This window comes from Sphingobium sp. (assembly GCF_003248505.1).
GTDB lineage: Bacteria > Pseudomonadota > Alphaproteobacteria > Sphingomonadales > Sphingomonadaceae > Sphingobium.
The window spans coordinates 44,764-68,859 of sequence record NZ_QFOA01000011.1 but is presented as its reverse complement, the minus strand read 5'-3'; the positions used below and the strand labels follow the sequence as shown (position 1 = coordinate 68,859).

General features: G+C 65.2%; 25 protein-coding genes and 1 tRNA gene. 11 read left to right on the top strand and 15 right to left on the bottom strand.

Annotation, left to right across the window (positions count from 1 at the left end; translation table 11 throughout):
• Together DI606_RS06840 and DI606_RS06835 are read right to left on the bottom strand one after the other, a co-directional pair.
• Positions 1-1,550, bottom strand: a 1,550-nt coding sequence (locus DI606_RS06840) for a cation:proton antiporter (RefSeq protein ID WP_293980842.1), incomplete at its 3' end; no start/stop codon positions are given.
• Positions 1,550-1,972, bottom strand: coding sequence for an iron-sulfur cluster assembly scaffold protein (locus DI606_RS06835; RefSeq protein ID WP_293980840.1), 423 nt, complete (start codon positions 1,970-1,972; stop codon positions 1,550-1,552). The genes DI606_RS06835 and DI606_RS06840, both read right to left, overlap by 1 nt.
• Positions 1,973-2,083: 111 nt before the next feature.
• Here DI606_RS06835 and DI606_RS06830 point away from each other — a divergent pair, with 111 nt between their 5' ends.
• Both DI606_RS06830 and DI606_RS06825 read left to right on the top strand, forming a co-directional pair.
• A complete protein-coding gene (locus tag DI606_RS06830) occupies positions 2,084-2,539 on the top strand; it encodes a YaiI/YqxD family protein (protein ID WP_293980838.1) in 456 nt (151 codons plus the stop codon).
• Positions 2,539-3,711 carry an aminoacetone oxidase family FAD-binding enzyme gene (locus tag DI606_RS06825; protein ID WP_293980836.1) on the top strand — a complete coding sequence of 391 codons (1,173 nt, stop codon included), beginning with the start codon at positions 2,539-2,541 and terminating at the stop codon, positions 3,709-3,711. The genes DI606_RS06830 and DI606_RS06825 overlap by 1 nt, the downstream gene beginning before the upstream one ends.
• 26 nt (positions 3,712-3,737) lie before the next feature.
• On the opposite strand, the gene DI606_RS06820 is transcribed toward DI606_RS06825, so the two are convergent.
• The gene (locus tag DI606_RS06820) at positions 3,738-5,444 is read right to left on the bottom strand and encodes an ATP-binding protein (protein ID WP_293980834.1); all 1,707 of its coding nucleotides are present in this window, start codon (positions 5,442-5,444) and stop codon (positions 3,738-3,740) included.
• A 141-nt stretch (positions 5,445-5,585) separates the two neighbouring features.
• The gene (locus DI606_RS06815; protein WP_293980832.1) at positions 5,586-7,637 is read right to left on the bottom strand and encodes a transglycosylase domain-containing protein; all 2,052 of its coding nucleotides are present in this window, start codon (positions 7,635-7,637) and stop codon (positions 5,586-5,588) included.
• 110 nt (positions 7,638-7,747) lie between these two features.
• Between DI606_RS06815 and DI606_RS06810 the strand changes: the two genes are divergently transcribed.
• A complete protein-coding gene (locus DI606_RS06810; protein ID WP_293980830.1) occupies positions 7,748-7,939 on the top strand; it encodes a hypothetical protein in 192 nt (63 codons plus the stop codon).
• On the opposite strand, the gene DI606_RS06805 is transcribed toward DI606_RS06810, so the two are convergent.
• A complete protein-coding gene (locus tag DI606_RS06805; protein ID WP_293980829.1) occupies positions 7,936-9,258 on the bottom strand; it encodes an MFS transporter in 1,323 nt (440 codons plus the stop codon). The genes DI606_RS06810 and DI606_RS06805 overlap by 4 nt on opposite strands.
• Before the next feature lie 136 nt (positions 9,259-9,394).
• Between DI606_RS06805 and pgsA the strand changes: the two genes are divergently transcribed.
• The 3 genes from pgsA to DI606_RS06790 are packed head-to-tail and all read left to right on the top strand — an operon-like array spanning position 9,395 to position 10,676.
• A complete protein-coding gene (gene pgsA / locus DI606_RS06800; protein WP_293980848.1) occupies positions 9,395-9,973 on the top strand; it encodes a CDP-diacylglycerol--glycerol-3-phosphate 3-phosphatidyltransferase in 579 nt (192 codons plus the stop codon).
• A gap of 5 nt (positions 9,974-9,978) precedes the next feature.
• Complete coding sequence (moaD, locus tag DI606_RS06795; protein WP_293980846.1) at positions 9,979-10,233, top strand: molybdopterin converting factor subunit 1; 255 nt, start codon at positions 9,979-9,981, stop codon at positions 10,231-10,233.
• Positions 10,230-10,676, top strand: coding sequence for a molybdenum cofactor biosynthesis protein MoaE (locus DI606_RS06790; RefSeq protein ID WP_293980827.1), 447 nt, complete (start codon positions 10,230-10,232; stop codon positions 10,674-10,676). The genes moaD and DI606_RS06790 overlap by 4 nt, the downstream gene beginning before the upstream one ends.
• A gap of 22 nt (positions 10,677-10,698) precedes the next feature.
• Here the strand turns inward: DI606_RS06790 and DI606_RS06785 are convergent, their stop codons facing one another.
• On the bottom strand, positions 10,699-11,628 hold the full coding sequence (locus tag DI606_RS06785; protein ID WP_293980825.1) for a hydrogen peroxide-inducible genes activator: 930 nt from the start codon (positions 11,626-11,628) through the stop codon (positions 10,699-10,701).
• A 48-nt stretch (positions 11,629-11,676) separates the two neighbouring features.
• Complete coding sequence (locus DI606_RS06780) at positions 11,677-12,441, bottom strand: sulfite exporter TauE/SafE family protein (protein ID WP_293980824.1); 765 nt, start codon at positions 12,439-12,441, stop codon at positions 11,677-11,679.
• A 160-nt stretch (positions 12,442-12,601) separates the two neighbouring features.
• Here DI606_RS06780 and epsC point away from each other — a divergent pair, with 160 nt between their 5' ends.
• Positions 12,602-13,318 carry a serine O-acetyltransferase EpsC gene (gene epsC, locus DI606_RS06775; protein WP_293980823.1) on the top strand — a complete coding sequence of 239 codons (717 nt, stop codon included), beginning with the start codon at positions 12,602-12,604 and terminating at the stop codon, positions 13,316-13,318.
• Entirely contained in the window at positions 13,318-13,656 is a 339-nt protein-coding gene (locus DI606_RS06770) for a DUF2794 domain-containing protein (RefSeq protein WP_293980821.1), read from the top strand. Before epsC ends, DI606_RS06770 begins: the two co-directional genes overlap by 1 nt.
• Before the next feature lie 25 nt (positions 13,657-13,681).
• Here DI606_RS06770 and DI606_RS06765 read toward each other — a convergent pair whose 3' ends face one another.
• Positions 13,682-14,740, bottom strand: coding sequence for a hypothetical protein (locus tag DI606_RS06765; RefSeq protein ID WP_293980820.1), 1,059 nt, complete (start codon positions 14,738-14,740; stop codon positions 13,682-13,684).
• Between the two features lie 137 nt (positions 14,741-14,877).
• Between DI606_RS06765 and DI606_RS06760 the strand changes: the two genes are divergently transcribed.
• Positions 14,878-15,822 carry a nitronate monooxygenase family protein gene (locus DI606_RS06760; protein WP_293980819.1) on the top strand — a complete coding sequence of 315 codons (945 nt, stop codon included), beginning with the start codon at positions 14,878-14,880 and terminating at the stop codon, positions 15,820-15,822.
• On the opposite strand, the gene DI606_RS06755 is transcribed toward DI606_RS06760, so the two are convergent.
• Both DI606_RS06755 and DI606_RS06750 read right to left on the bottom strand, forming a co-directional pair.
• Entirely contained in the window at positions 15,799-16,683 is an 885-nt protein-coding gene (locus DI606_RS06755; protein ID WP_293980818.1) for an alpha/beta hydrolase, read from the bottom strand. The genes DI606_RS06760 and DI606_RS06755 overlap by 24 nt on opposite strands.
• A gap of 102 nt (positions 16,684-16,785) precedes the next feature.
• Positions 16,786-18,750: a PAS domain-containing sensor histidine kinase gene (locus DI606_RS06750; RefSeq protein WP_293980817.1), complete on the bottom strand. Its 1,965-nt coding sequence runs from the start codon at positions 18,748-18,750 to the stop codon at positions 16,786-16,788.
• 164 nt (positions 18,751-18,914) lie between these two features.
• Between DI606_RS06750 and DI606_RS06745 the strand changes: the two genes are divergently transcribed.
• Together DI606_RS06745 and DI606_RS06740 are read left to right on the top strand one after the other, a co-directional pair.
• Positions 18,915-19,829, top strand: coding sequence for a sugar kinase (locus DI606_RS06745; RefSeq protein ID WP_293980815.1), 915 nt, complete (start codon positions 18,915-18,917; stop codon positions 19,827-19,829).
• A 48-nt stretch (positions 19,830-19,877) separates the two neighbouring features.
• Positions 19,878-19,951: transfer RNA gene (locus tag DI606_RS06740), tRNA-Gly, on the top strand.
• 535 nt (positions 19,952-20,486) lie between these two features.
• Here DI606_RS06740 and DI606_RS06735 read toward each other — a convergent pair.
• Genes DI606_RS06735 through cyoC form a run of 5 tightly spaced genes read right to left on the bottom strand, consistent with a single transcriptional unit; the run spans position 20,487 to position 24,096 of the window.
• Positions 20,487-21,020: a response regulator transcription factor gene (locus DI606_RS06735; protein WP_293980813.1), complete on the bottom strand. Its 534-nt coding sequence runs from the start codon at positions 21,018-21,020 to the stop codon at positions 20,487-20,489.
• Positions 21,010-22,341, bottom strand: a complete 1,332-nt coding sequence (locus tag DI606_RS06730) for an ATP-binding protein (protein ID WP_293980812.1) — start codon at positions 22,339-22,341, stop codon at positions 21,010-21,012. The genes DI606_RS06735 and DI606_RS06730 overlap by 11 nt, the downstream gene beginning before the upstream one ends.
• Positions 22,338-23,054, bottom strand: a complete 717-nt coding sequence (locus tag DI606_RS06725) for an SURF1 family protein (RefSeq protein WP_293980811.1) — start codon at positions 23,052-23,054, stop codon at positions 22,338-22,340. The genes DI606_RS06730 and DI606_RS06725 overlap by 4 nt, the downstream gene beginning before the upstream one ends.
• Positions 23,051-23,476, bottom strand: a complete 426-nt coding sequence (gene cyoD, locus DI606_RS06720) for a cytochrome o ubiquinol oxidase subunit IV (RefSeq protein WP_293980810.1) — start codon at positions 23,474-23,476, stop codon at positions 23,051-23,053. Before cyoD ends, DI606_RS06725 begins: the two co-directional genes overlap by 4 nt.
• On the bottom strand, positions 23,473-24,096 hold the full coding sequence (gene cyoC, locus DI606_RS06715; protein ID WP_293980809.1) for a cytochrome o ubiquinol oxidase subunit III: 624 nt from the start codon (positions 24,094-24,096) through the stop codon (positions 23,473-23,475). Before cyoC ends, cyoD begins: the two co-directional genes overlap by 4 nt.

The following is a 24,096-nucleotide window of genomic DNA, read 5'->3' as shown; positions in this document are numbered from 1 at the left end:
AGCCCCTGGAGCGCCATGACCTGCCGCCGGTCGAACGCGCGAACCATCAACGCGGCCTGCGGGAAGGCCTCGGCGACCGGTTCCAGTATCTTGCCGTCGAGCGTGGGATCGTCGATGCAGAAGGCGATGAGCCGCGCTTCGTCTCCGCCCGCCCGGCGGAGGAGGTCGATGCGCGTGCCGTCGCCATAATAGACCTTCATGTCGAAGCGGCCCGACAATTCGATCTGGGAAGGCTTCTTGTCGATCAGTACAACGCCGAAGCCATGGCCCATCAGCATCTGCGCCACGGTCTGGCCGAAACGGCCATAGCCCACGATAATGGCGCTGCCGCGTACGGCATCCTCCGGACCGGGCAGCCCGTCCTCGTCATGCGGACGCGCGAATTCGAAACGGCGGGCGAACAGCATCAGGAACGGGGTCGTCGCCATGGAGAAGGTGACGATGGCGCTGAACAGGCTGGCGGCTTGCGGTGCGATCAGCAGGGCGTTTTGCGCCTGCGCGAACAGCACGAACCCGAATTCGCCGCCCTGGCTCAGCAACAGGCCCGCACCGAACGCGGCCTGCCAATTCATGCCGAACAGGCGAGCGAGCCCGGTGATGAGTGCTGCCTTCGTCGCGACGAGGATCGCGGCCATCGACAACACGAAGAGGGGGTTCGCAGCCACGGTGCGCAGGTCGAGCACCATACCGACCGCAAGGAAGAAGAGGCCGAGCAAAATGGACCGGAACGGCTCCACATCCGCCTCGATCTCATGCCGGTAAGGCGAATCGGCCAGCATCACGCCCGCGACGAATGCACCGAGCGCGGTGGATAGATGCAGCGCGTGCATCAGCGCGGCTGCGGCGAGCACGGTGAACAGCCCCACCGCCACGAACAACTCCCGCTCCCCCATGCGGCCGATCAGCGCCAGTACGGGCCGCAGGATGAAACGTCCGGCAAAGACGAGACCTGCGATTGCAGCAACGGTGTAGCCCGCCATCACCCATCCCGGCGGCCCCGCCGCGTCGGCAGGGTTGCGGGAAAGCGCAGCGACGATGGTAATCAGCGGAACGATCGACAGATCCTGGAACAGCAGGATCGAGAAGACCTTCTCGCCGAAGGGCGAGTTGATTCGCCCGCTGGACTTAAGGCCCGGCAATACCTGCGCGGTCGACGACAGGGCGAGCGGGAGGCCAAGCGCAAGGGCTGCGCCCCAACTGAACCCGGTGAAGAGAAAGATGATCGCCGCCAAAGTGCAACCGCACAGCACGACCTGCGCCAGCCCGAGCGCGAAAATGTCGCGCTTCAACCGCCACAGTCGGGCCGGGTGAAGTTCAAGGCCGACGAGGAACAGCAGCAGGACGATGCCGATTTCGGCAATGGCCATTTTCGATTCGCCGCCGCCGACAAGGCCCAGACCCTGAGGCCCGACCAGCGCGCCCGCGACCAGATAGCCCAGCACCGCGCCAAGGCCGAAGCGGCGGAAAAGCATGACGAACGCGACCGCCGCGCCCAGAAGGATGACGCCTTCCGAAAGCAGAATGTCGGTTGCGCTGGCGGTCGCTTCCATCAGGCGTCGGCCATACGAGCGGCGTCGGCCACTGCCTCGAACCCCAGCCGGATAGAGGCGTGACGGGCGGGATAGCCGCGCGCGGGCGCCAGAACGGCAAGGCCCGGCCAGAAATCGAGATCGTCGCTGTCGCCGGCCAGATAGGCGGTCAGACTGTCGCGGGCCTGCTCCAGTTCCTGCGCGCTCATGCCGATGGCCTGTGCCGCCATGAGCGCGGCCGAAGCCTGTCCCAGTGCGCACGCCTTCACGTCCAGCCCAAGCTCTGTCAGCCGCCCCCCGACCATCCGTACATCCGCCGTCACGCGCGATCCGCAGGTAACCGACCGCTTTTCGACGCTGGCCTGCGGGTCGGCGAGGCGCGCATGATGCGGGATGCTCGCGGCCAGCCGCAATATGTCCTTGTTGTAGAGGGGGGCGCTCATCCCAAGCCATGTAGGGGAGGAAGCGCGCCGGGTGAAGGCGCTGATGGGTGGGAGAACGAAATAAGCCGCACGATCCTTGTTTCGCGAAGGGTGGCGGCCTATCGCGCGGGGATGAGGATATTGGTCGATGCCGACGCCTGCCCGGTGAAGGACGAAATCTACAAGGTGGCGTGGCGGCACGACGTTGCGGTCACCATCGTCAGCAACAGCCCGATCCGCATACCCGCGCATCCGCTGATCGAGCGGGTGGTGGTGAGCGATGGCTTCGACGCGGCGGACGACTGGATCGCAGAGCGGGCCGATGGCCGGAGCATCTGCGTCACCGCCGATATTCTTCTCGCCGACCGGTGCCTGAAGGCAGGAGCGGCCGTGATCGCACCCAACGGCAAGCCCTTCACCACCAGTTCCATCGGCGCGGCGGTCGCCACGCGCGCGATCATGGCTGACCTGCGGGCGGGGGCGGTCGGCGATCCGGTGGGCGGGCCGGCACCCTTTTCCAAAGCGGATCGATCCCGTTTCCTGTCGGTGCTGGACGAGGCGCTGGTTCGTCTGAAGCGGGCGCACTGATGGCGCATTATGACGCGATCGTCCTGGGCGCGGGGGCTGCGGGCATGATGTGCGCGGCGATAGCCGGACAACGAGGTAGACAGCTGTTGCTGGTCGATCACGCCGACGCGCCGGGGAAGAAAATTCTGATTTCCGGGGGCGGGCGGTGCAACTTCACCAATATCCACACCGCCGCCGACCGGTATCTTTCCGCCAATCCGCATTTCGCCAAGTCGGCGCTCGGGCGCTATACCGCTGCCGATTTCATTTCGTTAGTGGAACGATACTGCATCGCGTGGCATGAAAAGACGCTTGGCCAGCTGTTTTGCGACGGGTCGGCGCGCCAGATCGTCGCGATGCTGGAGGAAGAGTGCGCCAGGGGCGGCGTCATCATGGCGCTCGGGCAAGCTGTCGGTGGGATCGATCATGCGGACGGCCTTTACCGGGTGCAGGTCGGCGATATCGTCCATAGCGCACCCGCGCTGGTGCTGGCGACAGGGGGGCCATCCATTCCCAAGATGGGCGCGACCGGCTTCGCCTATGACGTGGCGCGCCGGTTCGGGCTTTCCGTGGTGCAACCGCGCCCGGCGCTCGTGCCCCTGACGCTCGGGCCGGACGAACAGTTGTTTCAGTCGCTGGCGGGCGTCTCGACTCCGGTGGAGGTGCGCTGGGCCAAGACGCGGTTCCGGGAAGCGGCACTTTTCACCCATCGCGGGCTGTCCGGCCCGGCTATGCTCCAAATCAGTTCCTACTGGCAGCATCGCACGCCGGTGCATGTCGATTTCCTGCCCGACCGACGGGGGGACTGGCTGGTCGAGGAGAAGCGCGCACGCCCTCGCGCGACACTCCGCCGCATATTGAGCGAAGCGCTGCCGGAACGGCTGGCCGATGCATTGATCGGGCGGCTGGCGGTGGAGGGCGAGCTTGGCGCGCTGAGCGACAAGGTGGTGCGACAGGCGAGCGGGCGGCTTGGCGACTGGGCGTTTCTGCCGTCCGGGACCGAAGGCTATGCCAAGGCGGAAGTGACGGTCGGCGGCATCGCCACCGCCCATCTTTCGTCGCGCACCATGGAGGCCGCGAAGGTGCCGGGGCTGTACGCCATCGGCGAGGCGGTGGATGTGACCGGATGGCTGGGCGGCTATAACTTCCAGTGGGCCTGGTCGAGCGGATGGGCCGCCGGAGAGGCGCTCTGACTATCCCTCGGTTTCGGGCGTAGGCGTCAGTGCACCTGCGCCCGCGCCGCCGCGATGCTCGCCTGCAAATGGCCGCAGCGGAAGGGCTTCGACAGGCGGACGATGTCCGGTGCGACGAGGTCGATGCCCTGATAGCCCGAGATGATGAGCAGCGCGACATCGGGATGGTCGACCCGCACGCGCAGCGCCAGTTCGACCCCGCTCATCCCCGGCATCACATGATCGGTGACGAGAATGTCGGGTTGCAACCCTTCTTCCATCATGCTGAGCGCCAGTTCGGCATGGTCGACATCGACGACATCGTAACCGATGTCGGCCAGCATTTCCCGCGTGGCATGGCGCACCAGTGCGTTGTCGTCCACCAGCAGCACCTTGCCCTGCGCGCCTCGCTCGGCGTCGGGGGGCGATCCTTCGTCCGTCGCATGGGCTTTGCGCTGTTCGACGGGCAGCCACATCTGGACCTGCGTCCCCAGGCCGATCTCGCTTTCGATTTCCAGCGCGCCCCCCAGTTGGCCGACGAGACCGTGCGCCATGGAGAGGCCGAGGCCGGTGCCCTGACCGCTCGGTTTGGTGGTAAAGAATGGCTCCATGGCCGCTGCCCTCACTTTCTCGCTCATCCCTGTGCCGGTGTCCGAGACCGTCAGGCGGACATAGCGGCGACGCGCAAGGCCGGAGGGCAGGTTGGACGCCCGCACCGCCGCCGCGATCGTCAGCCTGCCGCCATCGGGCATCGCATCGCGGCTGTTCACCGCCAGATTGAGTATCGCCAGTTCCAGCTGGTGCGCGTCGGCACGAACCGGCGGTAGGTCGGCGGGCACTTCGATAGCGAGGTCGATGGGCTGGCCCAGCGTGTTGGCCAGCAGACTTTCCATCCCGGTCAGCAACGCGTGCAGGTCCACGGCGGTCGGCTGAAGCGGTTGACGGCGCGCGAAGGCGAGCAGCCGCTGCACCAGCGTTTGCGCCGCTTCCGCAGCCTGCATCGCCATGCCTGCCGTATTGCGCGCCGCGCCGGGCGAGCGACCTGACAGGATAAGGTCCAGCCCCCCCATGATCGGCGTCAGCAGATTGTTGAAATCATGCGCGACATGCCCGGTCAACTGGCCCAGCACCTCCATCTTCTGCAACTGGCGCAAGGCGTCCTGCGAACGATGTAGCTCATTCGTCCGCTCCCGCACGCGCTCGTCCAGTTGCGCGTTCAGAGCCTCCAGCGAGGCGAAGAGCCTGCCATTTTCCAGAGCCGTGCTCGCGGCGCGCGCCAGAGCTTCCAGCAGCGATATCTGATTGTCGGTCGGCATTCCCGGTTCGGACCAATAGGCACCGACCGCCGCGATGGATTCGGGGCGACCGATAGGCACCATGATCATGCTGCGCACGTAGGTCCGGCGATAGGCGTCGACGGGCACGCGCGGATCGGTCAGCACATCGGGGATGACGACCGTTTGCTGGTGCGACATCGCCCAACCCGAAACGCAGCGACCGATGGGAAAATATTCTCCGGCCCACAGAGGCTCGGCCGAATCCTCCGCGACATAATGGCATCGATCGTCGTCGCGGAGCACGATGGCGATTCCGTCCGCCCCCACCGCCCGCCGGGTAAATGCGCGCAACACCGATGTGACGGCGTCCATGGAGCGCGCACCGGCAAGCGCTTCCATCGCTTCGGCAGCTAGGCTCCAGCGTGCCGCGAGTGCCTTATGCTCCGATCCGTAATCGCTTCGGACTTTGCCACCCATCGCGCGCCATTCTCCTCTCCCGCCGGAAGCGAGATGAAGAGTATAGCATTGAAATTGCGTCCAAGTCCAAAGCCGATGCGACGCGATTGCTCCACTTTAGTCGAAAATCGTCCTTAAGAGGATAGCAACCGCGATAAGGCCCTAGCGGGGCGGGGGCTCCTGATCGTCGGGGGACGGTCCGGCGTCGCGAACGGCGGGTACGCCGGGAGACGGCACGGACGGCACTTCGATGGGTATGCGCAGTTGGTTGGGGCCGATATTGACGGTCATGCCGTCCTGATCGACGCCCATTCCGACATTGCCTGCGCCGGCCTCCACCGCGACATTGGCGATCGCGTTGACGAGGTCGGGATCCTGCTCCGCATCGGACGTGTTCTCGACCGGCTCGTTGATCGCCCCAGCCATGAAATTGCGCCAGATGCGAGCAGGCACGCCGCCGCCCGCCGCGCCGCCGGGCAGGGGGGCGTTGTCGTCGTTGCCGATCCACACCGCCGTGACCAGTCCGCCCGCATAGCCCACGAAGATCGCGTCGCGGCTATCCTGTGTCGTCCCTGTCTTGCCGAATGTGCTGGTGTGCAGCGCCGCCGCGCTTCCGGTCCCGCGATTGGCGGCGGACGACAGCAGGTCGCGGATCATTTCCAGCTGGTCGTCGCTGAAATGGCGCTGACGCTGCATCAGCTTTTCGAACCAGCCCTGCTCTTCGGGCGGCAGACCGTGGGCAACGACGGGATAGGCGCCCGCCGCCACCGCAGCATAGGCCTCCGCCAATTCCACCAGCGGCATTTCGGAGGTGCCGAGCGCAAGACTGAGGTCTTCGGTGAGCGGAGCCGTGACACCCAGATCGCGCGCCACCTTGATCACATTGTCGACCCCGACTTTCTGTGTCAGGCGGACGGCCGCGACATTGCTGGATGCCGCGAACGCCTGGCGCAGCGTGATGCGACCCCGATATTTGCCGCCGTGGTTGGCGGGTCGATAGGTGCCGGTGGTGATCGGCGTGTCGTCGATCATGTCGTCTGGCGTCATGCCCGCGCGAAACGCCGCGAGATAGACGAACAGCTTAAAGGTCGATCCGGGCTGACGCCTGGCCTGCACCGCGCGATTAAAGCTGCTCTTTGCGTAATTCCGGCCGCCGACCATGGCGACGACGCTGCCGTCGGGCTTCATCGCGACGAGCGCTGCCTGCGCGCTGCCCAGCGGGGCACGGCGAATGGCCGCTTCGGCAAGGCGCTGGACGCGCCAGTCGAGCGTGGTCGCGATCTCCTGCTCACCGTAGACGGCGCCCGCCCGGTCGCGCGCCTGCGGCAGTACCCAGTCAGCGAAGTAGGTGCCGCTGGTAGGGTCGGCCTCGTCATGCACGTTGAGGCGAGCGGGGGGCAGGGCGTTGCGTTCCCGCTGCGAAAGATAGCCCGCGTCGACCATCGCCTGTGTCACCAGCGCGGCGCGCGCACGCGCGCCCTTAAGATTCGTGGTGGGGGCAAGGCGCGACGGGGCTTTCAACAAGCCCGCCAGCATCGCCGCCTGCGGGATGGTAAGGCGGTCGGGCGACCGATTGAAATAGTGACGCGCGGCTGCGCGCAGGCCGTAGACATTGTCGCCGAAATAGACGTTGGAGAGATAGCGCTCCATGATCTGGTCCTTGGTCAGCCAGACCTCCAGCCAGACGGCGATCATCGCCTCGCGCGCCTTGCGCCCGAAGGTGCGGTCGCTCGACAGGAACACGCCTTTCGCCAGTTGCTGCGTGATGGTGCTGCCGCCCTGCGATGCGCCGTCGGACCACAGATTGTGCCACATCGCCCGCGCGATCCCGCGCGGGTCGACGCCCCAGTGGCTCTGGAAGCGACGGTCCTCGATCGCCATGAAGGCCTGCGGCACATGGGCGGGGAGTTCGGCCATGGTGACGGGTCGGTCGATCGCCGCCCCGCGCCGGGCGATCAGGTGACCGTCCGCGGACATGAGGCTGATGGCGGGGGGCGCGATGGGCTTGAGCGAGCGGGACAGGGGCGCCGTCACCGCAAGCCATGCGACGAGGATCATGAGCAGCGCCAGCATTGCCGCGACGATCCAGCCGAGAATCCTGACCCTTTTGCGCCAGGGTGTAGGCGGCGCGAACGCGCTCGGCGGCCCCTCCCCAAAGGCACGGGGCGGGGGAAGCGGTTCGGTCTGGTGCGAGTCGGCCATATGTTCCGTCATGCTGTATTGCTCAAACCATACAGTCAAGCACTGTCCCGCGCCGGGACAGCGGCATTTTTCCCCGGAATAGCAGTGGGCTGAATGGTAAAGAATGCGTTAACAGCTTTGTCATGCGAAACAGACCGCTCGTCCTCACCACCGAATCGGCCCGCCACCCTTTCCGCCAGCGGCTGCCCGCCCACGTCCTGCGCGTGGCCGAAGCGCCGGTTGCGAAGAAGCGGGTGGACGACGATCAGGATTGGAAATTGTTCGCGCTAAGCTTCTGCGCTTTCTTTACGGCGTTCTACAGCTTCATTTCCTAAAGCGCCGGATTGTCGCAGATCGGCCCGTCGCAGGCCTTGTGCAGCTTCCACGCCATCGCGGCGCAAGGAAGCGAAAGGACGGCGACGAGAAGCAATTGCATCACGACGGACATGCCCGCGATGCTAAGACCGATGGCGCACAGCGATCCTGCAACCATCGCGCCTGAATTGACGATGTTGTTGGCCGCCACCGTCCGCGCCGCCTCGCATTTTTCGACCGTGGTCGTGAGGAAGGCGTAGAGCGGTACGACGAACATGCCGCCGAACGTCGCGACGCCGAGCAGGCAGAGCGACAGCGGCACCGCCAGCGGATGGGCCATGAAGTCGCCTAGCGAGAACATCTGTCCCGGCGGCGCGGGCGTCCACAGGTCGCACACGATGTGGAAGGCGACGATGCACAGACCCATGCCGATAACCGACGCAGGCGCGTATTTCGCGGATACATGGCCCTGGAGCAGCCGGTTGATGGCAATCGATCCGATCGCGATGCCGATCGAGAAGATCGCAAGGAAAAGACTCGCGACCGGCTTGTCGGCGGTCAGCACATTCTTCACCAGCGGCGGGAACTGGATGAACAGGATCGATCCCACCGCCCAGAACAGGCTGATCGACATGATGGCCAGGAAGAGGCGGCGAATGTGCATCGTCCCCTTCACCAGTGCGATGGACGACCGCACGATGTGGAAGTCGATGGCCTGCGACTCCAGCATCGAGGGCGCAGGGGGCACCTGACGCCCGGCGACATAGCCGACAGCAGCGGTGATCACGATACCGACCGCCGCCACCTGAACCGGGATGATCCCGGCGAGAATCGTGCCGGCAAGGATCGCGATATAGGTGCCCGCCTCGACGAGGCCGGTGCCGCCCAGCACTTCGTCATCGTGCAGATGCTGGGGCAGGATCGCATATTTGATGGGGCCGAAGAACGTCGAATGAATGCCCATGGCAAACAGCGCGGCGAGCAGCAGCGGGATCGCCAGCGTATGTACGGCCACTCCGCTCCAGATGAAGGCGAGGCCGGTCGCGCCGACGATCATGATGAGGATTTCGGCGGCCTTCACCCAGCGGATGATCTTCGCCTTGTCCCGTTGGTCGGCGAGCTGGCCGGACAGCGCCGACAACAGAAAGAAGGGCAGGATGAACAGACCCGTCGCCAGCGCGGAAAACCAGGTTTCGGACCTTTCATCGTTATACACCTGATAGACGACGAACAGCACCATCGCATTCTTGAACAGATTGTCGTTGAATGCGCCCAGCAGCTGGGTGACGAATAAGGGCAGGAAACGGCGCTTGTTCAGGAGCCTGAGAGAGGCTTGCATGGATAGGGGGGTCTTCTTTTCCGTGGCCGACCGGGGCGGGGTCTAGCCGGTGGCGGCGTCTGTGTCCAATGCGAAGCGGCAACGCTGCCGATGGCGGGCGCTTGTGCGACGCCCCGGACTGTGGCAGTCGGCGGCGATGCTGACGCTGCCCAATTTGCTGACGCTTTCGCGTATCCTGACGGTCCCCCTGCTCGTGGCGCTGCTGTGGCCGGACGAAGTGGCCGGGGTGGGGCAGGGCGCGCGCTGGATCACCGGCTATACGCTCGCGTTCGGACTTTACTGCCTGATGGGCATCACCGACTATTTCGACGGCTATCTGGCGCGGGCGCAGGGGACGGTGTCGAAACTCGGCGTCTTCCTCGATCCCATCGCCGACAAGATCATGGTCGGCGCGGTCATCCTGATGCTGGCGGCGACGCGAGACATAGCGGGCGTCCACCTCATCGCCGCGATGATCATCCTGCTGCGGGAAATCGCGGTGTCGGGCCTGCGGGAATTCCTGGCCGGGCTACAGGTGTCGGTGCCGGTGTCGCGCCTCGCCAAATGGAAGACCACGTTCCAGATCGTGGCGCTCGGCGCCCTGATCCTTGCCGGCGCGGTGCCGCAATTCCCGTTCGTGCAGATGGTCGGCATCGTCGCGCTGTGGGCGGCGGCGATCCTGACGCTGGTGACCGGATGGGATTATCTGCGCGTCGGCATAAGGCACATGGATTGAGCGGGATGTTGACGATCGTCTACTTCGCGTGGGTGCGCGAAGCCGTGGGCCGGGACGAGGAACAGGTGGAACGGCCCGCGCCTGGCACGACCGTCGCCGATATCGTGACGATGCTGGCGGCGCGGGGCGGGGGCCACGCCGAAGCGCTAGGCGATGCAGCGCGGTTGCGCGCGGCGCTGGACCAGCGCTTCGTCGGCATGGATGCGCCCATCGGCGACGCGCGCGAACTGGCGATTTTTCCCCCGGTGACAGGCGGATGAAACGGATCGCGATCCAGTCGCAGGATTTCGATATCGCGGCAGAATTGGCGGCGCTCGAAGCATTGGGCGGCGGCGGCGTCGCGAGCTTTACCGGCGTGGTGCGGGGCGGCGGCGGGCTCGTCGCGCTCGAACTCGAACATTATCCGGCAATGACGCAGGCGCAGGTGCAGCGCATCGTCGACGACGCCGTTGCGCGCTGGCCGCTTCTGGGTGTGAGCGTCATCCACCGCTTCGGGCGGCTGGAACCGGGCGCACGTATCGTTTTTGTCGGGACCGCGTCGCGGCATCGCGCGGCGGCGCTCGAAAGCTGCGCGTTCCTGATCGACTGGCTCAAGAGCCATGCGCCTTTCTGGAAGAAGGAGCATTTCGGCGGAGGCGCAACCGCATGGGTCGAACCGCGCGTCGAGGACGATGCCAGGGCGCGCGAATGGGATCGCGGCTGACAACGCCTATCATAGGAACGGTCTAAGCGGCGTCGGGCAGGCGGCAACTGGTCGCGGCCGCATCGCGCAAAATCTCCGCCAGCAAGCGGAATTCCTTTTCGCGCGGGCTGTTCCTGCGCCACACCAGCGCGATGTCGCGCCACGAGCGCTCCGATTGCAGAGGGCGCGCGGCAATCCGGGTATGCTCCAATATGCCGCCCGCTATCGCCATTTCCGGGATCATCGTGACGCCGAGGCCGTTGTCTACCATCTGGATCAGCGTGTGCAACGACGTGCCCATCATCGTCGCGCTTGCCCGCAGATCGGGCCGGTTGCAGGCGGCGAGCGCATGGTCCTTCAGGCAATGCCCGTCCTCCAGCAGCAGCAGCTTGCTTTCGTCGATCATGTCCGGCCCGATCCATTCGGGAGGATCGACCGGCTCGTCATGGGGGAAGGCGACGTAGAGGCGGTCCTGGAAGAGAATTTCGCTGTCCAGTTCGCCGGTGGGGAAGGGCAGCGCCAGCAGCACGCAATCGACATTGCCGTGACGCAGCGATTCGACCGCGGCCTGAGTCACTTCCTCGCGCAGATAGAGCTTGAGTTCGGGCCGGTCGGCGCGAAGCCGGGGCAGCAGGCGCGGCAGTAGGAAGGGCGCGATGGTGGGAATGACGCTCATGCGCAATTCGCCGGTCAGGGGCTTGCCGGACGCTTCGGCAATCGCCGCCAGTTCCTCCGCTTCGCGCAGCACCCGATGCGCCTTCTCCACGATGCGGTCGCCGAGCGCGGTGAAGCGCACGACACGCCGCGTCCGTTCGACCAGCGTGATGCCAATCAGCGATTCCAGTTCGCGGATGCCTGCGGACAAGGTGGATTGAGTGACGAAACAACTGTCCGCCGCCTTGCCGAAATGCCCCTGTTCCTTCAGCGCCACTAGATATTGGAGCTGTTTGAGCGTCGGCAGGTAACTGGACATTTATCGGCTTCCTCGATCAACGCGGCGCACATAAGCGTCCGTTTCGATTCATCCAAGCCATTTGACGACACCGAACAGCGATGTCGCGGTCAGGATGACGCCCACCGCCGTGAAAAGCACGCGCGGGGCCATATGGCGCGCCAGCATCGCGCCGAAGGGCGCGGCGATGACGCCGCCGATCAGCAGGCCGACGGTGTATGTCGTAAAGCTTTCCCAGCCCAGATGAATCAGGAAGGCGAGGCTGATCGAACTGGTGAGGAAGAATTCGACGGTGTTGACAGTGCCGATGGTGTGGCGCGGACTCGATCCCTGAAGCAGCAGGTTCGACGTGACGATCGGCCCCCATCCGCCGCCGCCCGTCGCGTCCAGAAAGCCGCCCGCGACGCCCAGCGGCGCGACCAGTCGGGGGTCCCGCTGCTTGGGCGGCAGGTGGAAACCGCGCCACAACAGATAGAGGCCGATCGCCGTCAGGTAGAGGAGGATGAAAGGCTTGATGACCGATCCGTCGATATTGGAAAGGACATAGGCCCCCGTCACGCCCCCGACCACGCCGGGGATGATGAGCCGCGCGAACAGTTTCCAGTCCACATTGCGATGCAGGATGTGGCTGATCGCGGACACGCCGGTGGTGAAGGTTTCGGCCAGATGGACGCTCGCTGACGCGCGGTTCGGCGGCACGCCCATGGTGAGCAGCAGCGTGCTGGAAATGACGCCGAATGCCATGCCGAGCGCTCCGTCGATCACCTGCGCCCCGAAGCCGATAAGGATAAACGGCCAGAGATCGTCGAAATTCGCCAAGAACATGTCGATCATCCGGCACCCTTCTTCATATTTGTCTATCGCATTGATAGGGAAGGCCACGATGAGCAAGCAACCCTTATTTGTGGGCGGAAAAGCCCGGATTTCGCTTCGTCTGGAATATAAGGCGAAGCTCCCTTATATGGATCGCTCATAAACGGTCTGGACTTCAGGGATGATCCGCAACCTTATTACGTATCTGGATTCGGTCAAAAGCCGCGATCCCGCCCCGCGTTCCCGCGCGGAGATTCTTCTGTATCCGGGCGTCTGGTCGCTGGCCTTTCATCGCGTGGCGCATCGGTTGTACCGCGCGCGGCTCTTTTTTCTGGCGCGGGTGGTCAACCACGCCTCTCGGTTCCTGACGGGCAACGACATTCATCCCGGCGCACGGATCGGCAAGCGTTTCTTCATCGACCACGGCTTTACCGTGATCGGGGAGACGGCGGAAATCGGCGACGACGTGACGCTGTACCAGAACGTTACGCTGGGCGGCACCGATCCGGCAAACGGCATTGCGGGAAAGCGCCACCCCACGCTGCACGATGGCGTGATCGTGGGGTCGGGCGCGCAGGTCCTGGGCCCGATCCAGGTCGGCGCGCGGGCGCGCGTGGGCGCAAACGCGGTGGTGACCAAGGATGTAGCGGAAGGCGCAACGATGGTCGGCATCCCGGCGCGCGCCATGCTGGTCGACGTGACGGCCTACCAGCGCGACTTCGTGCCTTATGGAACGCCCTGTTCGGATTGTTTCGACCCGGAAAAGCAGAAGCTGGAACTGCTCCAGTGCGAGGTCGAGCGGTTGCAGGCGCGCCTGTCCGAACTCATGGCGGAGCGGCGCGGGAGCGCGCCGTCCGGCCATGAACCGATGCCGATGAGGGAGCATGGCCTGCGCTGATGAACAATGTCACCCCGTTTCCCCGCCACGGTGCCGGTCAGGTCGGGTTCGACCGGTTGGAGTTGCAGCGTATCCTCGACCTGTACGGCCGCATGGTGGCGGCGGGTCACTGGCGGGACTATGCGATGGACATGGGGCGGGAGGCTGCCGTGTTCTCCGCCTTTCGCCGCACCGCCGAGCGTCCCGAATATCGCATCGAGAAGCGCCCGTCGCTGCGGCATCGGCAGGGCATGTGGGCGCTCGTGGGTGAGAGCGGTCAGGTGTTGAAACGCGGGCAGGAGCTTCAAGGCGTGCTGGCGCCCGTCGAACGCAAACTGCTGCGCATCGTCGAGGACTGACTCGCAGCAGTCGTCGTTAGCGGAATCAGGCGACGGCCCGGTCGAGATACGGCAGGCGTGCCGATATGCTTTCGGGGAGGCTGTGCACCACCATCGCCCGCGCATTGTGCCAGAGCGCCGACAGCAGCAGCAGCGCCGATCCGATCACCAGCGCCGTCAGCGCCCACGACAGTTCCACCGCGCCTGCATGACGAAACAGTGCATAGAGCGCATAAAGCACGTAGGCGAGGCTCGACACCAGCAACGCGCGCCGGTCTATCGCGAGCGCAACGACGCCGAACGCAACATAGAGCGCGATCACCATCAGCGCGCGACCGCCGCCGATCTCGCCGCCGTCCAGCACGCCCAGCAGATGAAACAGCGAATGCGCGATCATGGGCGCTGCGGCCAGATGCAGCCAGAATGCGACGTCGGAGCGGCGCGTCAAACGCGCGCGGTCGCTCATGTCCCACCACATGGCGAACGCGAACAGCGCGATGCCCGCCGCAAGTATCAGGAGGAACGGCAAGGGGGCGAACCCCGGCGCGGCCGCCATGACGAGGCCACCGACCACGCCGGCCGCCGCCGCCGATCCCGCCGCGACGGTGATAGGCACCATGAACCGTCGCCAGTGCAGCCACGCGGCAAGGGCGCAGCACGCGGCGACCGCCGATGCGATCAGCGACGCGATGCTGTCCCCGACATCGGGCGCGATCTGCGCGACGATTGCGATCAGGGCCAGCGCAACGCCTCCCACAAATCCCGCCAGCAGCAGGATGGAGGGCAGTGCCATCCGTCGTCTGCGCGTAAAATATTCGGCCAACCCCCAACTCGCCGCCGCGACCAGAACGCCCGACATGAAGGCGGGCTGGCGATCGGCAATGCCGAATCGCAGGCTGTTGCCCAGCCACCCCAGCGCGACCAGCAGGATGATCCCCGCGATCGACACGAAGATGTCGTTGAAGCCGGTCAGCAGGCGGAACTGCTCCTCGTCCACCAGCGGGCTCGCCCGCAGGCGCGCCACATGATCGCGCAGAGCCTGTGCCGCCTGCGCCGGGATCGCGCCCGCCGCTACGGCATCCTGCAAGTCGCTTTCGCTATACATTCATCCTCCACCCCGGACTTCGTTCAGCCGGCAAGATAGCAGTGGTGTGTTGCCATATCAATACAGTTGAAATTACCGCTTTTCGGGCGCTTTGACTGATGTTAGCGCCGCGTCGAACAGGAGAGGAAAGCATCGTCATGACCCTGCCGTCGCTGTTGAAGGATCGTCTGGCCCTGCCGCTCATCGGCTCACCGATGTTCATCATTTCGCAGCCGGAACTGGTGATCGCGCAATGCCGGGCAGGCGTGGTCGGTTCTTTCCCCTCGCTCAACGCCCGGCCTTCGGGTGTCTTCGAACAATGGCTGCAACGGCTCCAGTCGGAATTGACCGATGCCGATGCGCCCTTCGCGGTCAACCTCATCGTCCATCGGTCCAATCCCCGGCTGGAAGAGGATCTGAAGCTTTGCGTCCAGTATCGCGTGCCCATCGTCATCACCTCGCTCGGTGCGCGGGAGGATGTGAACGAGGCAGTGCACAGCTATGGCGGGATCGTGCTGCATGACGTCATCGACGACCGTTTCGCGCGCAAGGCGATCGAGAAGGGGGCCGATGGCCTCATCGCGGTAGCAGCCGGGGCGGGCGGGCATGCGGGCACTCTGTCGCCCTTCGCGCTGGTGCAGGAGATCCGCCGGTGGTTCGACGGCCCGCTCGCGCTGTCGGGCTCCATCGCGACCGGGCGCGCCATCGCGGCGGCGCAGATGATGGGCGCGGACCTTGCCTATATGGGGTCGCCGTTCATTGCGACAGTCGAAGCCAATGCCGACGCGGGTTACAAGCGAATGATCGTGGACAGCCATGCCGACGATATTCTCTATTCCGATGTCTTCACCGGTGTTCATGGCAATTATCTGCGCCCCAGTATCGTCGCGGCGGGGCTCGATCCCGATCATCTGCCTGAAGCGAAGGACATGGATTTCGCCAGCATGACCGGCGGCGACAAGAAGGCGTGGCGCGACGTGTGGGGCTGCGGGCAGGGCATCGGCGTGATCGACCAAGTGCAGCCCGCCGCCGATTTCATCGCCGACCTCAAAAAAGACTATGCGGCGGCCATCGCCGGTCTAGGCGCGCAGAAAATCGCCTAGCTCAGCGATGAAGCGGTCGAACTGGTCGTGGTGCAGCCAATGGCCGGCATCGGCGAACTCGACCAGCTTCGCATCCTGGAAATGCGCCATGCGTCCGTCGCTCGCCGGGTTTGACGCCCAGCTGTTGGCGCCGAGGCACAACAGGGTGGGGCAGGTCACGCGCGACCAGAATTCCGGCAGCTGTTCGTCGACTTTCTCCTGCGGCGGCATGACGCTGAGGCAGGGGTCGAACTTCCAGCTATAGCTTCCGTCCTCGTTGCGGTTGACGCCATGGTTGGTGAGGTGCAGCGCCTGTTCCAGGGTTAGCTGCTCGTTGCGTTCCTGCATCCGGCCCACTGCCGCCTCGATGGTGGGGTAACAGCGAGCGACACGTCCGGCCTTCCGGCGGCGTTCGGCGATCCAGCCGGCCCAGCGTTCGGGCGCGGGCTTGTCGGCCTTTTCCCGCATGGCGGCAGGCGACATCCCCAGCCCCTCTATCGCGACGAGGCGCCGCACCTTATCGGGGAACAGCCCTGCATAGCGCAGGGATACAGAGCCGCCGAGCGAGTGCCCGACGATTGCTACCGGGGCGCGGTCGAGAAGGTCGACCAGCAGCGCGAGATCGTAGACGAAATTCGCCATCGAATAGGTGCCGTCCGCCGCCCAGCCGCTGTCGCCATGCCCGCGCAGATCGAGCGCCACGACATGATGGTCCCGCGCCAGCGCCCGCGCCGTCCAGTCCCAGCTGTGCGCATGGTCGAAACCGCCATGGACGAGGATCACGGTCGGCGCGGACGGATTGCCCCAGTCCAGATAATGCAGCCGGGTGCGCAGCGACGTGAAGAAATGCGATGTCGGCGTCGGAAGTGTCGGCGTGTCCATGCGGCCCTTCAGGATCGTCGGGTGGGGAGGGGTGGGACCCCCTTCGACGAACTGCCGCGCCGTTGCAACCCTTGGAGCGCCCTAAATCGGGCTTGGCGGCGTTCAGCCCCGGACGCTCGGCCCGCCATATCCTCCATCGGGCTGCATGGCGCGCGCGGCAGCGGTGACTGACGCGACGACATAGGCAAGGTCGGCCTGACGGAACGGCTTGTCCAGCCTCGGCCGCCTCGTCGCATGGGGCGGCAGTTCGGCAAAGCCGGTGATGATGATGACCGGCAATCCCGGTCGCAGCGCGTCGATGGCGTCGGCCAATTGCGCGCCCGTCATTCCCGGCATCGCGTGGTCCGTCACTACCAGATCGACTTCGCTCGTTTCCAGCATCCGCAGCGCGTCCCGCGCCGAACTCGTCTGGAATACGGTATGGCCAAGATTTTCCAGCATTCCGGCGGTGTTGGCCAGGACCAGATCGTCGTCGTCCACCGCCAGGATGACGAGCGGGCGATCTTCTGCCGGTTCGTCGTCCGCCACCGCGATCAGCGGCGCATCGCCGCCTTCCTCTGCGACAGGCAGCCACATCGTGACACTGGTTCCCTCTCCCGGCGCGCTGGCGATGGTGAGCGATCCGCCGCATTGATGGACAAAGCCATGCACCATGGAAAGGCCCAGCCCCGTTCCCTTGCCCACGCCCTTCGTCGTGAAAAAGGGTTCGCGCGCCCGTTCCAGCGTGTCGGCATCCATGCCCTCGCCATCGTCATGGACGGTGAGGCGGATATAGCTGCCGTCGTCCAGATCGGGCCGTTCCTCCCGGCTGACGTCCACCTCCGCAGCGTCGATGCGGATGCGCCCGCCGTCGGCCAGGGCGTCGCGCGCATTGACGGCAAGGTTGAGCAGCGCCAGTTCCAGCTTGGCGGGATCGGCATGGGCCTTGCGCATCGAGGGCGGGAAGTGTGCGTCGATGGCGATGGCGCCGCCGAGTGTCGTGCGCAACACATCGGCCATGCCCTGCACCAGCGTCGCACAGTCGACCGGTTGCAAGTGCAGGTCCTGCTTGCGCGCGAAGGCCAGCATCCGCTGGGTCAGCGTCGCCCCGCGATCCGCCGCCGTCATGGCATTTTCGATATAACGGCTGATGTCGCCGCCGATCGCCAGCCGCTGTCGTGCGAGATCCAGGCTGCCCATGATGACCGCGAGCAGATTGTTGAAATCATGCGCGACGCCGCCGGTCAGTTTGCCGATGGCCTCCATCTTTTGGGTCTGGATGATGGCCTCTCGCGCTTCCTCCAGCACGCGCTCCGCTTCGCGTCTTTCGGTGAGGTCGCGCGTGATCTTGGCGAACCCGATGAGGGTGCCGTCATCCCCGTGCACAGCGTCGATGACCGAATTGGCCCAGAAGCGCGACCCGTCCTTGCGGACGCGCCAGCCTTCGCTCTCAAACCGCCCATCCGCCTGCGCCGTGGCCAAAGCCTGAGCGGGCACGCCTGCCAGCCGGTCGTCGTCGCCGTAGAAGCGGGAGAAATGCTGGCCGATGATCTCCTCGGCTGTGTAACCTTTCGCCCGCTGTGCGCCCAGGTTCCAACTGCTGACGGTCCCTGCGGGATCGAGCATGTAGATGGCATAGTCGGTCACGCTTTGCACCAGCAGCCGGAACCGCTCCTCGCTGACGCGGAGCGCTTCCTGTGCGTCGCGGCGCTCCGTCAGGTCGCGCGTGACCTTGGCAAATCCCAATAGCGTGCCGTCCTCCGACCGGATCGGGTCGATGACCACGCTGGCCCAGAAGCGCGTTCCGTCCTTGCGTATGCGCCACCCCTCCGCCTCGAACCGGCCCTGCGTCCTCGCGGTGTCGAGAGCGTGTCCCGGAAGGTTCGCCGCCCGGTCTTCCGGCGAATAGAAGCGGGAGAAATGCTGTCCCAATATCTCGTCCGCCTCATACCCCTTGAACCGCCGCGCGCCCGCGTTCCAGCTGATGACTGTTCCTGAAGGATCGAGCATGTAGATGGCATAATCGGTCACGCTCTGGACCAGCAACTCGTATCGGTTGCTCGCCTGATCAAGTGAAGCAGTAATCATAAATCCCCGCACAGGGCGTATCGCGCTGGCCGCCTTGTGCCAAAAATTCGCGCATTCGCCAATGTTCCATAATGGAGCATGTTATCGCTCACGTCCTCGGACTTGACTTGCCCTTATGTGCGGGTCACGACCGACATAACAGCGGCGGAGGAACTGAACAGCGCATGAAGAACGACACGGCCACCGTCACTGTCATCGGCGAAGGCATGCTCGAACTCAGCCGGGGCGAGGGCGATGGCTGGAATCTGCGCTATGGCGGCGATGTGATAAACACCGCCGTCCATCTGGCGCGGTTCGGCGACCGGGTCCGGCTCGCCAGTGCGCTTGGCACCGATCCCATGAGCACGCAACTGCGTGATCAATGGGAGGCGGAAGGCGTGGATACGGCGCTGGTCATTGCAGCCGACGGGCGGCTTCCGGGGCTTTATGCCATCGAAACGGACGCGCAGGGGGAACGCAGTTTCCACTATTGGCGCGGGGAGGCAGCGGCTCGCCGCATGTTCGATCTGCCGCAAAGCGCGGCGATGGTGGCGCAGGCGGCGCAATCGGACCTTCTCTATTTCTCGCTCATCACGCTGGCGATCCTGCCCGACCGGGGGCGCGAGGCTTTGCTGTCCCTGTGCGAGCAGGTGCGGGGCCGCGGTGGACGGGTCGCGTTCGACGGCAATTACCGCGCTCGCCTTTGGGAAGATGCAGCGACCGCGCGGCATTGGCGCGATCGTGCGATTGCTGTGAGCGACATGGGTCTTCCGACACTGGCGGATGAGGTCGAGATGGGCGAAGCGGACGATGCCGCCGACGCGGCGCAGCGCTGGGGCGCTGGCGACGGTCGCGAAGTCGTCGTCAAGCTGGGCGGCGACGGGTGCCTCGTCGACGGTGCGATGGTACCGATCCCCCGCGCGCTGACCGTCATCGATTCGAGCGGAGCGGGGGATGCGTTCAATGGCGGCTATCTTCACGCACGCCTTGCCGGAGCATCGCCGCAGGCGGCCGCGCTGGCGGGTCATACGCTCGCTGGCTGGAACATCGGTCGTCGCGGCGCCATCCCCGCGCGCGACGCGCAGGCGCCCTACGCCTGACCCCCGTTGACAGCGCCTGCCGCTCTGGGCAATGGAGACAGCAGGCACGCGGGTGTAGCTCAATGGTAGAGCAGCAGCTTCCCAAGCTGACGACGGGGGTTCGATTCCCCTCACCCGCTCCAACACCTCACGCCCGTATCCAACGATTATACGTCGCTGAAATTCAGCAAGTATTTTTTAGTGCAGGCTGGCTTTCGTCCGGTGAACAAGGCGGCCTTTCTCAAGACGCTGCGAGGGCCATTCACAGGCTTTTAGCGAACGTTTCGTCAATGCGTCGCGGCGCTGAACCTTTTGCTCGCCTTGGGGCTGGACCCGGATGAGGCGCACTTGCCGCATGCCGTGCAGCATATATGGGGGTGTGTCGCGGCGGAACGGTTCGATGCGGTCAGGGTACGCGAGGAATTGCTTTTCCGGATGGAAACCGCCTTTGTGGAGCGTGCGCGTCCAGAAGATAACGGCTGGAGAGCAGGCTATGCTGCCGCTAGGCGCGAAGCGATCAATTGGGCGGCGGAGCAGGGGCAGAGGACGCCCTTCGCTGTGCCGAAAACGAAGGGGGCCATCCTTCGGTCCATCATCCGGGTGGCGAAAAGCCGTGCCGCCGCAGACCCCGGCCGGACCGGCGGCTCGCCTCGCCCCAGCCACGAGGCAAGGCGCCGGTTATCCGACCTGCCGCTTGGCGAGCTTGCGCGCCAATGTGCGCCTGTGCATCCCCAGGCGGCGCGCTGCTTCCGATATGTTGAATTCGCTGTCCTTGAGCACTTCGTGGATATGCTCCCACTCCAGCGTCTTGATCGACGTGGGGCGCGGGGCAAGCGGCGTGTCGGGATTGCCCGCGCCCCGTGCAAAGGCCGCTTCGATATCGTCGGTGTTGGACGGTTTGGCCAGATAGTTGGTCGCGCCCAGCTTGATCGCCTCGACCGCCGTCGCGATGCTGGCGAAGCCGGTCAGCACCACGACCAGCATCGCCGGATCGTGGGCATGGAGTGCCGCCACGCAGGCGAGGCCAGATTGCGGGCCGAGTTTCAGGTCGACGACCGCATAGCCGGGCCGGTGGTTCGCGAGCAGGGCGTTGACGCCTTCCAGACTATCGGCGTGCAGCACATCATAACCCCGCCGCTCGAACGAGCGCTTGAGCGTGCGGGCGAAGGCTTCCTCATCCTCGACGATCAGCAATTGCCTGTCAGCCGTCATCGGCGTCCGCCTCCTCATCCTCCAGCGCGACGGTGGTCAGCGGCAGGCGCAATTGCACCATCGCGCCGCCGTCCGCGCCGTTGCTCGCATCGACCCGCCCGCCGAGCTTGCGCGCGACGTTGAACACCAGAAAAAGGCCGAGGCCGCCGCCCTGCCGCCCCTTGCTGGACCGATAGGGTTTGCCGACATCGGCCAGCATGTCGGGGCTGAACCCGGGACCGTTGTCCCGCACGGCGACATGCAGCCATTCGCGATCGCGGCTCACCATCATGTTGACGTAGGACGCGCCCGCTTCCCGAGCATTGTCGAGCAGGTTGGTAAGCGCCTGCCGGATGACCGGATCGGCGATGATGCGCGGATAGTCGTGCGGCCCGAAGTCGCAGCGCAGGGCCACGCCCGGATTGGCGGCGCGCCAGCGCTGGGCGATGGCCTCCACGAAATCTCGTACCTGCGTGACCTGTGGCGCTTCGCCGCGCGCTTCGCCGGCCGACATGAGCACGCCGGTGAGGATCGCCTTGCAGCGCTTGACCGCCGCCTCCATTTCCTCGACCTCCTCGACGAGGGTGGGGTCCTTACGGATTTGAGGCATATGCCGCCAGTCTCCCAGCACCACGGCCAGTTGCGCGAGCGGCGTTCCCAGTTCATGCGCGGCGCCCGATGCCAACAGCCCCATGCGCACGATATGCTCTTCCTCCGCCGCTTGTTGCCGCAGCCGGGCGAGATGCGATTCTCGCTCCTGGATGTTGCGGTTGATCGGCGTCATGAACAGCACCAGCAGCACCGCAATCATGGTCAGACATATCCATGTGCCGACGATATGCAGATCGAACAGATGACCTTCCAGCGGGCCGCTGACGACAAGGGGGCGATGCACGAAGGCCAGCATCGCCGCGCAGGCGCTCGACACCGCAACGATGCCCCATACGCTCCAGCGATGCAGCAGCACCGCGCCCAGCGCCACCTGCACGAGATAAAGGGACACGAAGGGATTGGTCGCCCCGCCGCTCAGGTACAGTTGCGTCGTCAGCGCCAGAACGTCGAACAGCAACGCCAGGAACAGTTCGGCATGGGTGATGTCGGTGCGTCGCCGCACGACCATCAGGCTGCCGATGTTCATGAGCACGGCTATGCACGGCACCACCATCATGGAACTCAAAGGCAGGCGGATGCCCATGAGGAAATGGGTAATGAGGATCGTCGCGACCTGGCCGGCCACCGCGACCCAGCGCAGCTGCACCAGCAGCGCCATGTTGCGCCGTCCCGCGGCGTCTGCGGGCCACTGGCTCGGCAGCCATCGCGGGCGCCTGCGCGGCTGGCTCATGGCGTAGGGGCTTTTCCCGGATGGCGCATGACGAGGATATAGGCACCCACGCTCATCGCCGCCAGCGCGAACCATGTGATCGCATAGCCCAGATGATTGTTGGGGAAATGCAGAACCGTAAGGCCGCCCACCGGCAGCGCGTCGGGGGAGGGGCCAGCCTCCGCATCGACGAAATAATTGGCCGCCGACAGGCCGCGCGCCCTGGCGATCGCTTCGATATCGCGGGAGTACCAACGATCTGCGGCGGGATCGTTACTGCGCAGGAATCCGCCGCCCGGCTCCGTGAGCCGCAGCAGGCCGACGATCCGCACGTCGCCCGCCGGACGCGCATAGTCTGCCTTGCGGCCCGGAACGAAGCCGCGATTGACGAAGAGGATTTCGCCGTCCGCACGGCGCAGAGGCGTGAGTACCCAGAAGCCGGCACCGCGTACGGTGGACGCCTGAACCAAGGCAGCCTTGTCGTGAAGGAACCGGCCGGACACCGTCACCCGGCGATATTCGTCATTGCTGACGGCGCTGGCGGGGGCGGTCACGGCGGTTGCATGGACCCGACTGTCGACCCGCGCGATGAGGTCGCGTTTCCAGCCGAGACGCTGCACCTGCCAGACGCCGAGCGCGCAAAAGCCCGCAACCAGCAGCAGGGCGATCAGCGTGGCGCCGATCAGGAAGGCCGGGGAACGCCGGCGGCGCCCCTCGACCTCCTGAAATGTCACGGCATCTCACCCATATTCTGCATGGTCCGCATTTCCTGCGTCGATCCCATGTCCATCTGCATCTGGTCGTGCGGCATCATGTTGGCGTTGAGGTGATACATCACCCACATGGATCCGGACAGGGTGATCACCACCAGCACCAGCGTCAGCATCATCGCCATGAAGGACCAGCCGCCTTCCACCCGCGTGTTCATGTGGAGGAAGTAGATCATGTGCACCACCACCTGCACGGCGGCGAAGGCCATGATGATGAAGCCGGTGAGGCGCGGATTGCCCAGCGCGTTCGACATCACGAGCCAGAAGGGGATGGCCGTCAGGATCACCGACAGGCCAAAGCCGATCATATAGCTGCCCATGGTCCCGTGTGCGCCCGCGTCATGATGTTCCTCATGATGGCCGTGGCTGTGGACTGCGTCGCTCACCGCAGGACTCCCATCAGATAGACAAAGGTGAAGACGCCGATCCAGATGACGTCGAGGAAGTGCCAGAACATCGAAAGGCACATGAGGCGGCGCTTGTTGGCCGAAATCAGGCCCTTCTTCCCGACCTGAACCATCAGCGTGACGAGCCAGATCGACCCGAAGGTGACGTGGAGGCCGTGCGTGCCGACCAGCGTGAAGAAGGCCGAAAGGAACGCGCTGCGCTGCGGACCGGCGCCCTCGTGGATGAGGTGCGCGAATTCGTAAAGCTCGATCGACAGGAACGCCGCCCCGAACAGCAGGGTGACGAACAGCCATCCCTGCGTCGCGCCGACCCTGTTCTTTTCCATCGCCAGCATGGCAAAGCCGTAAGTGATGGACGAAAAGAGCAGCATCGCGGTGTTGACCGCGACCAGCGGCAGGTCGAACAGGTCCTTCGGACCCGGCCCGCCCGCATAATTGCCGCCGAGCACCGCGTAGGTGGCGAACAGGATGGCGAAGATGAGGCAATCGCTCATCAGGTACATCCAGAAGCCCAGCATGGTGCTGTGGCCTTCGTGGAGGTGCGGTTCTTCCGCCGGGTGGTAGGACCGGGGGTCCATGGGGGCAGTCGTGCTGCTCAT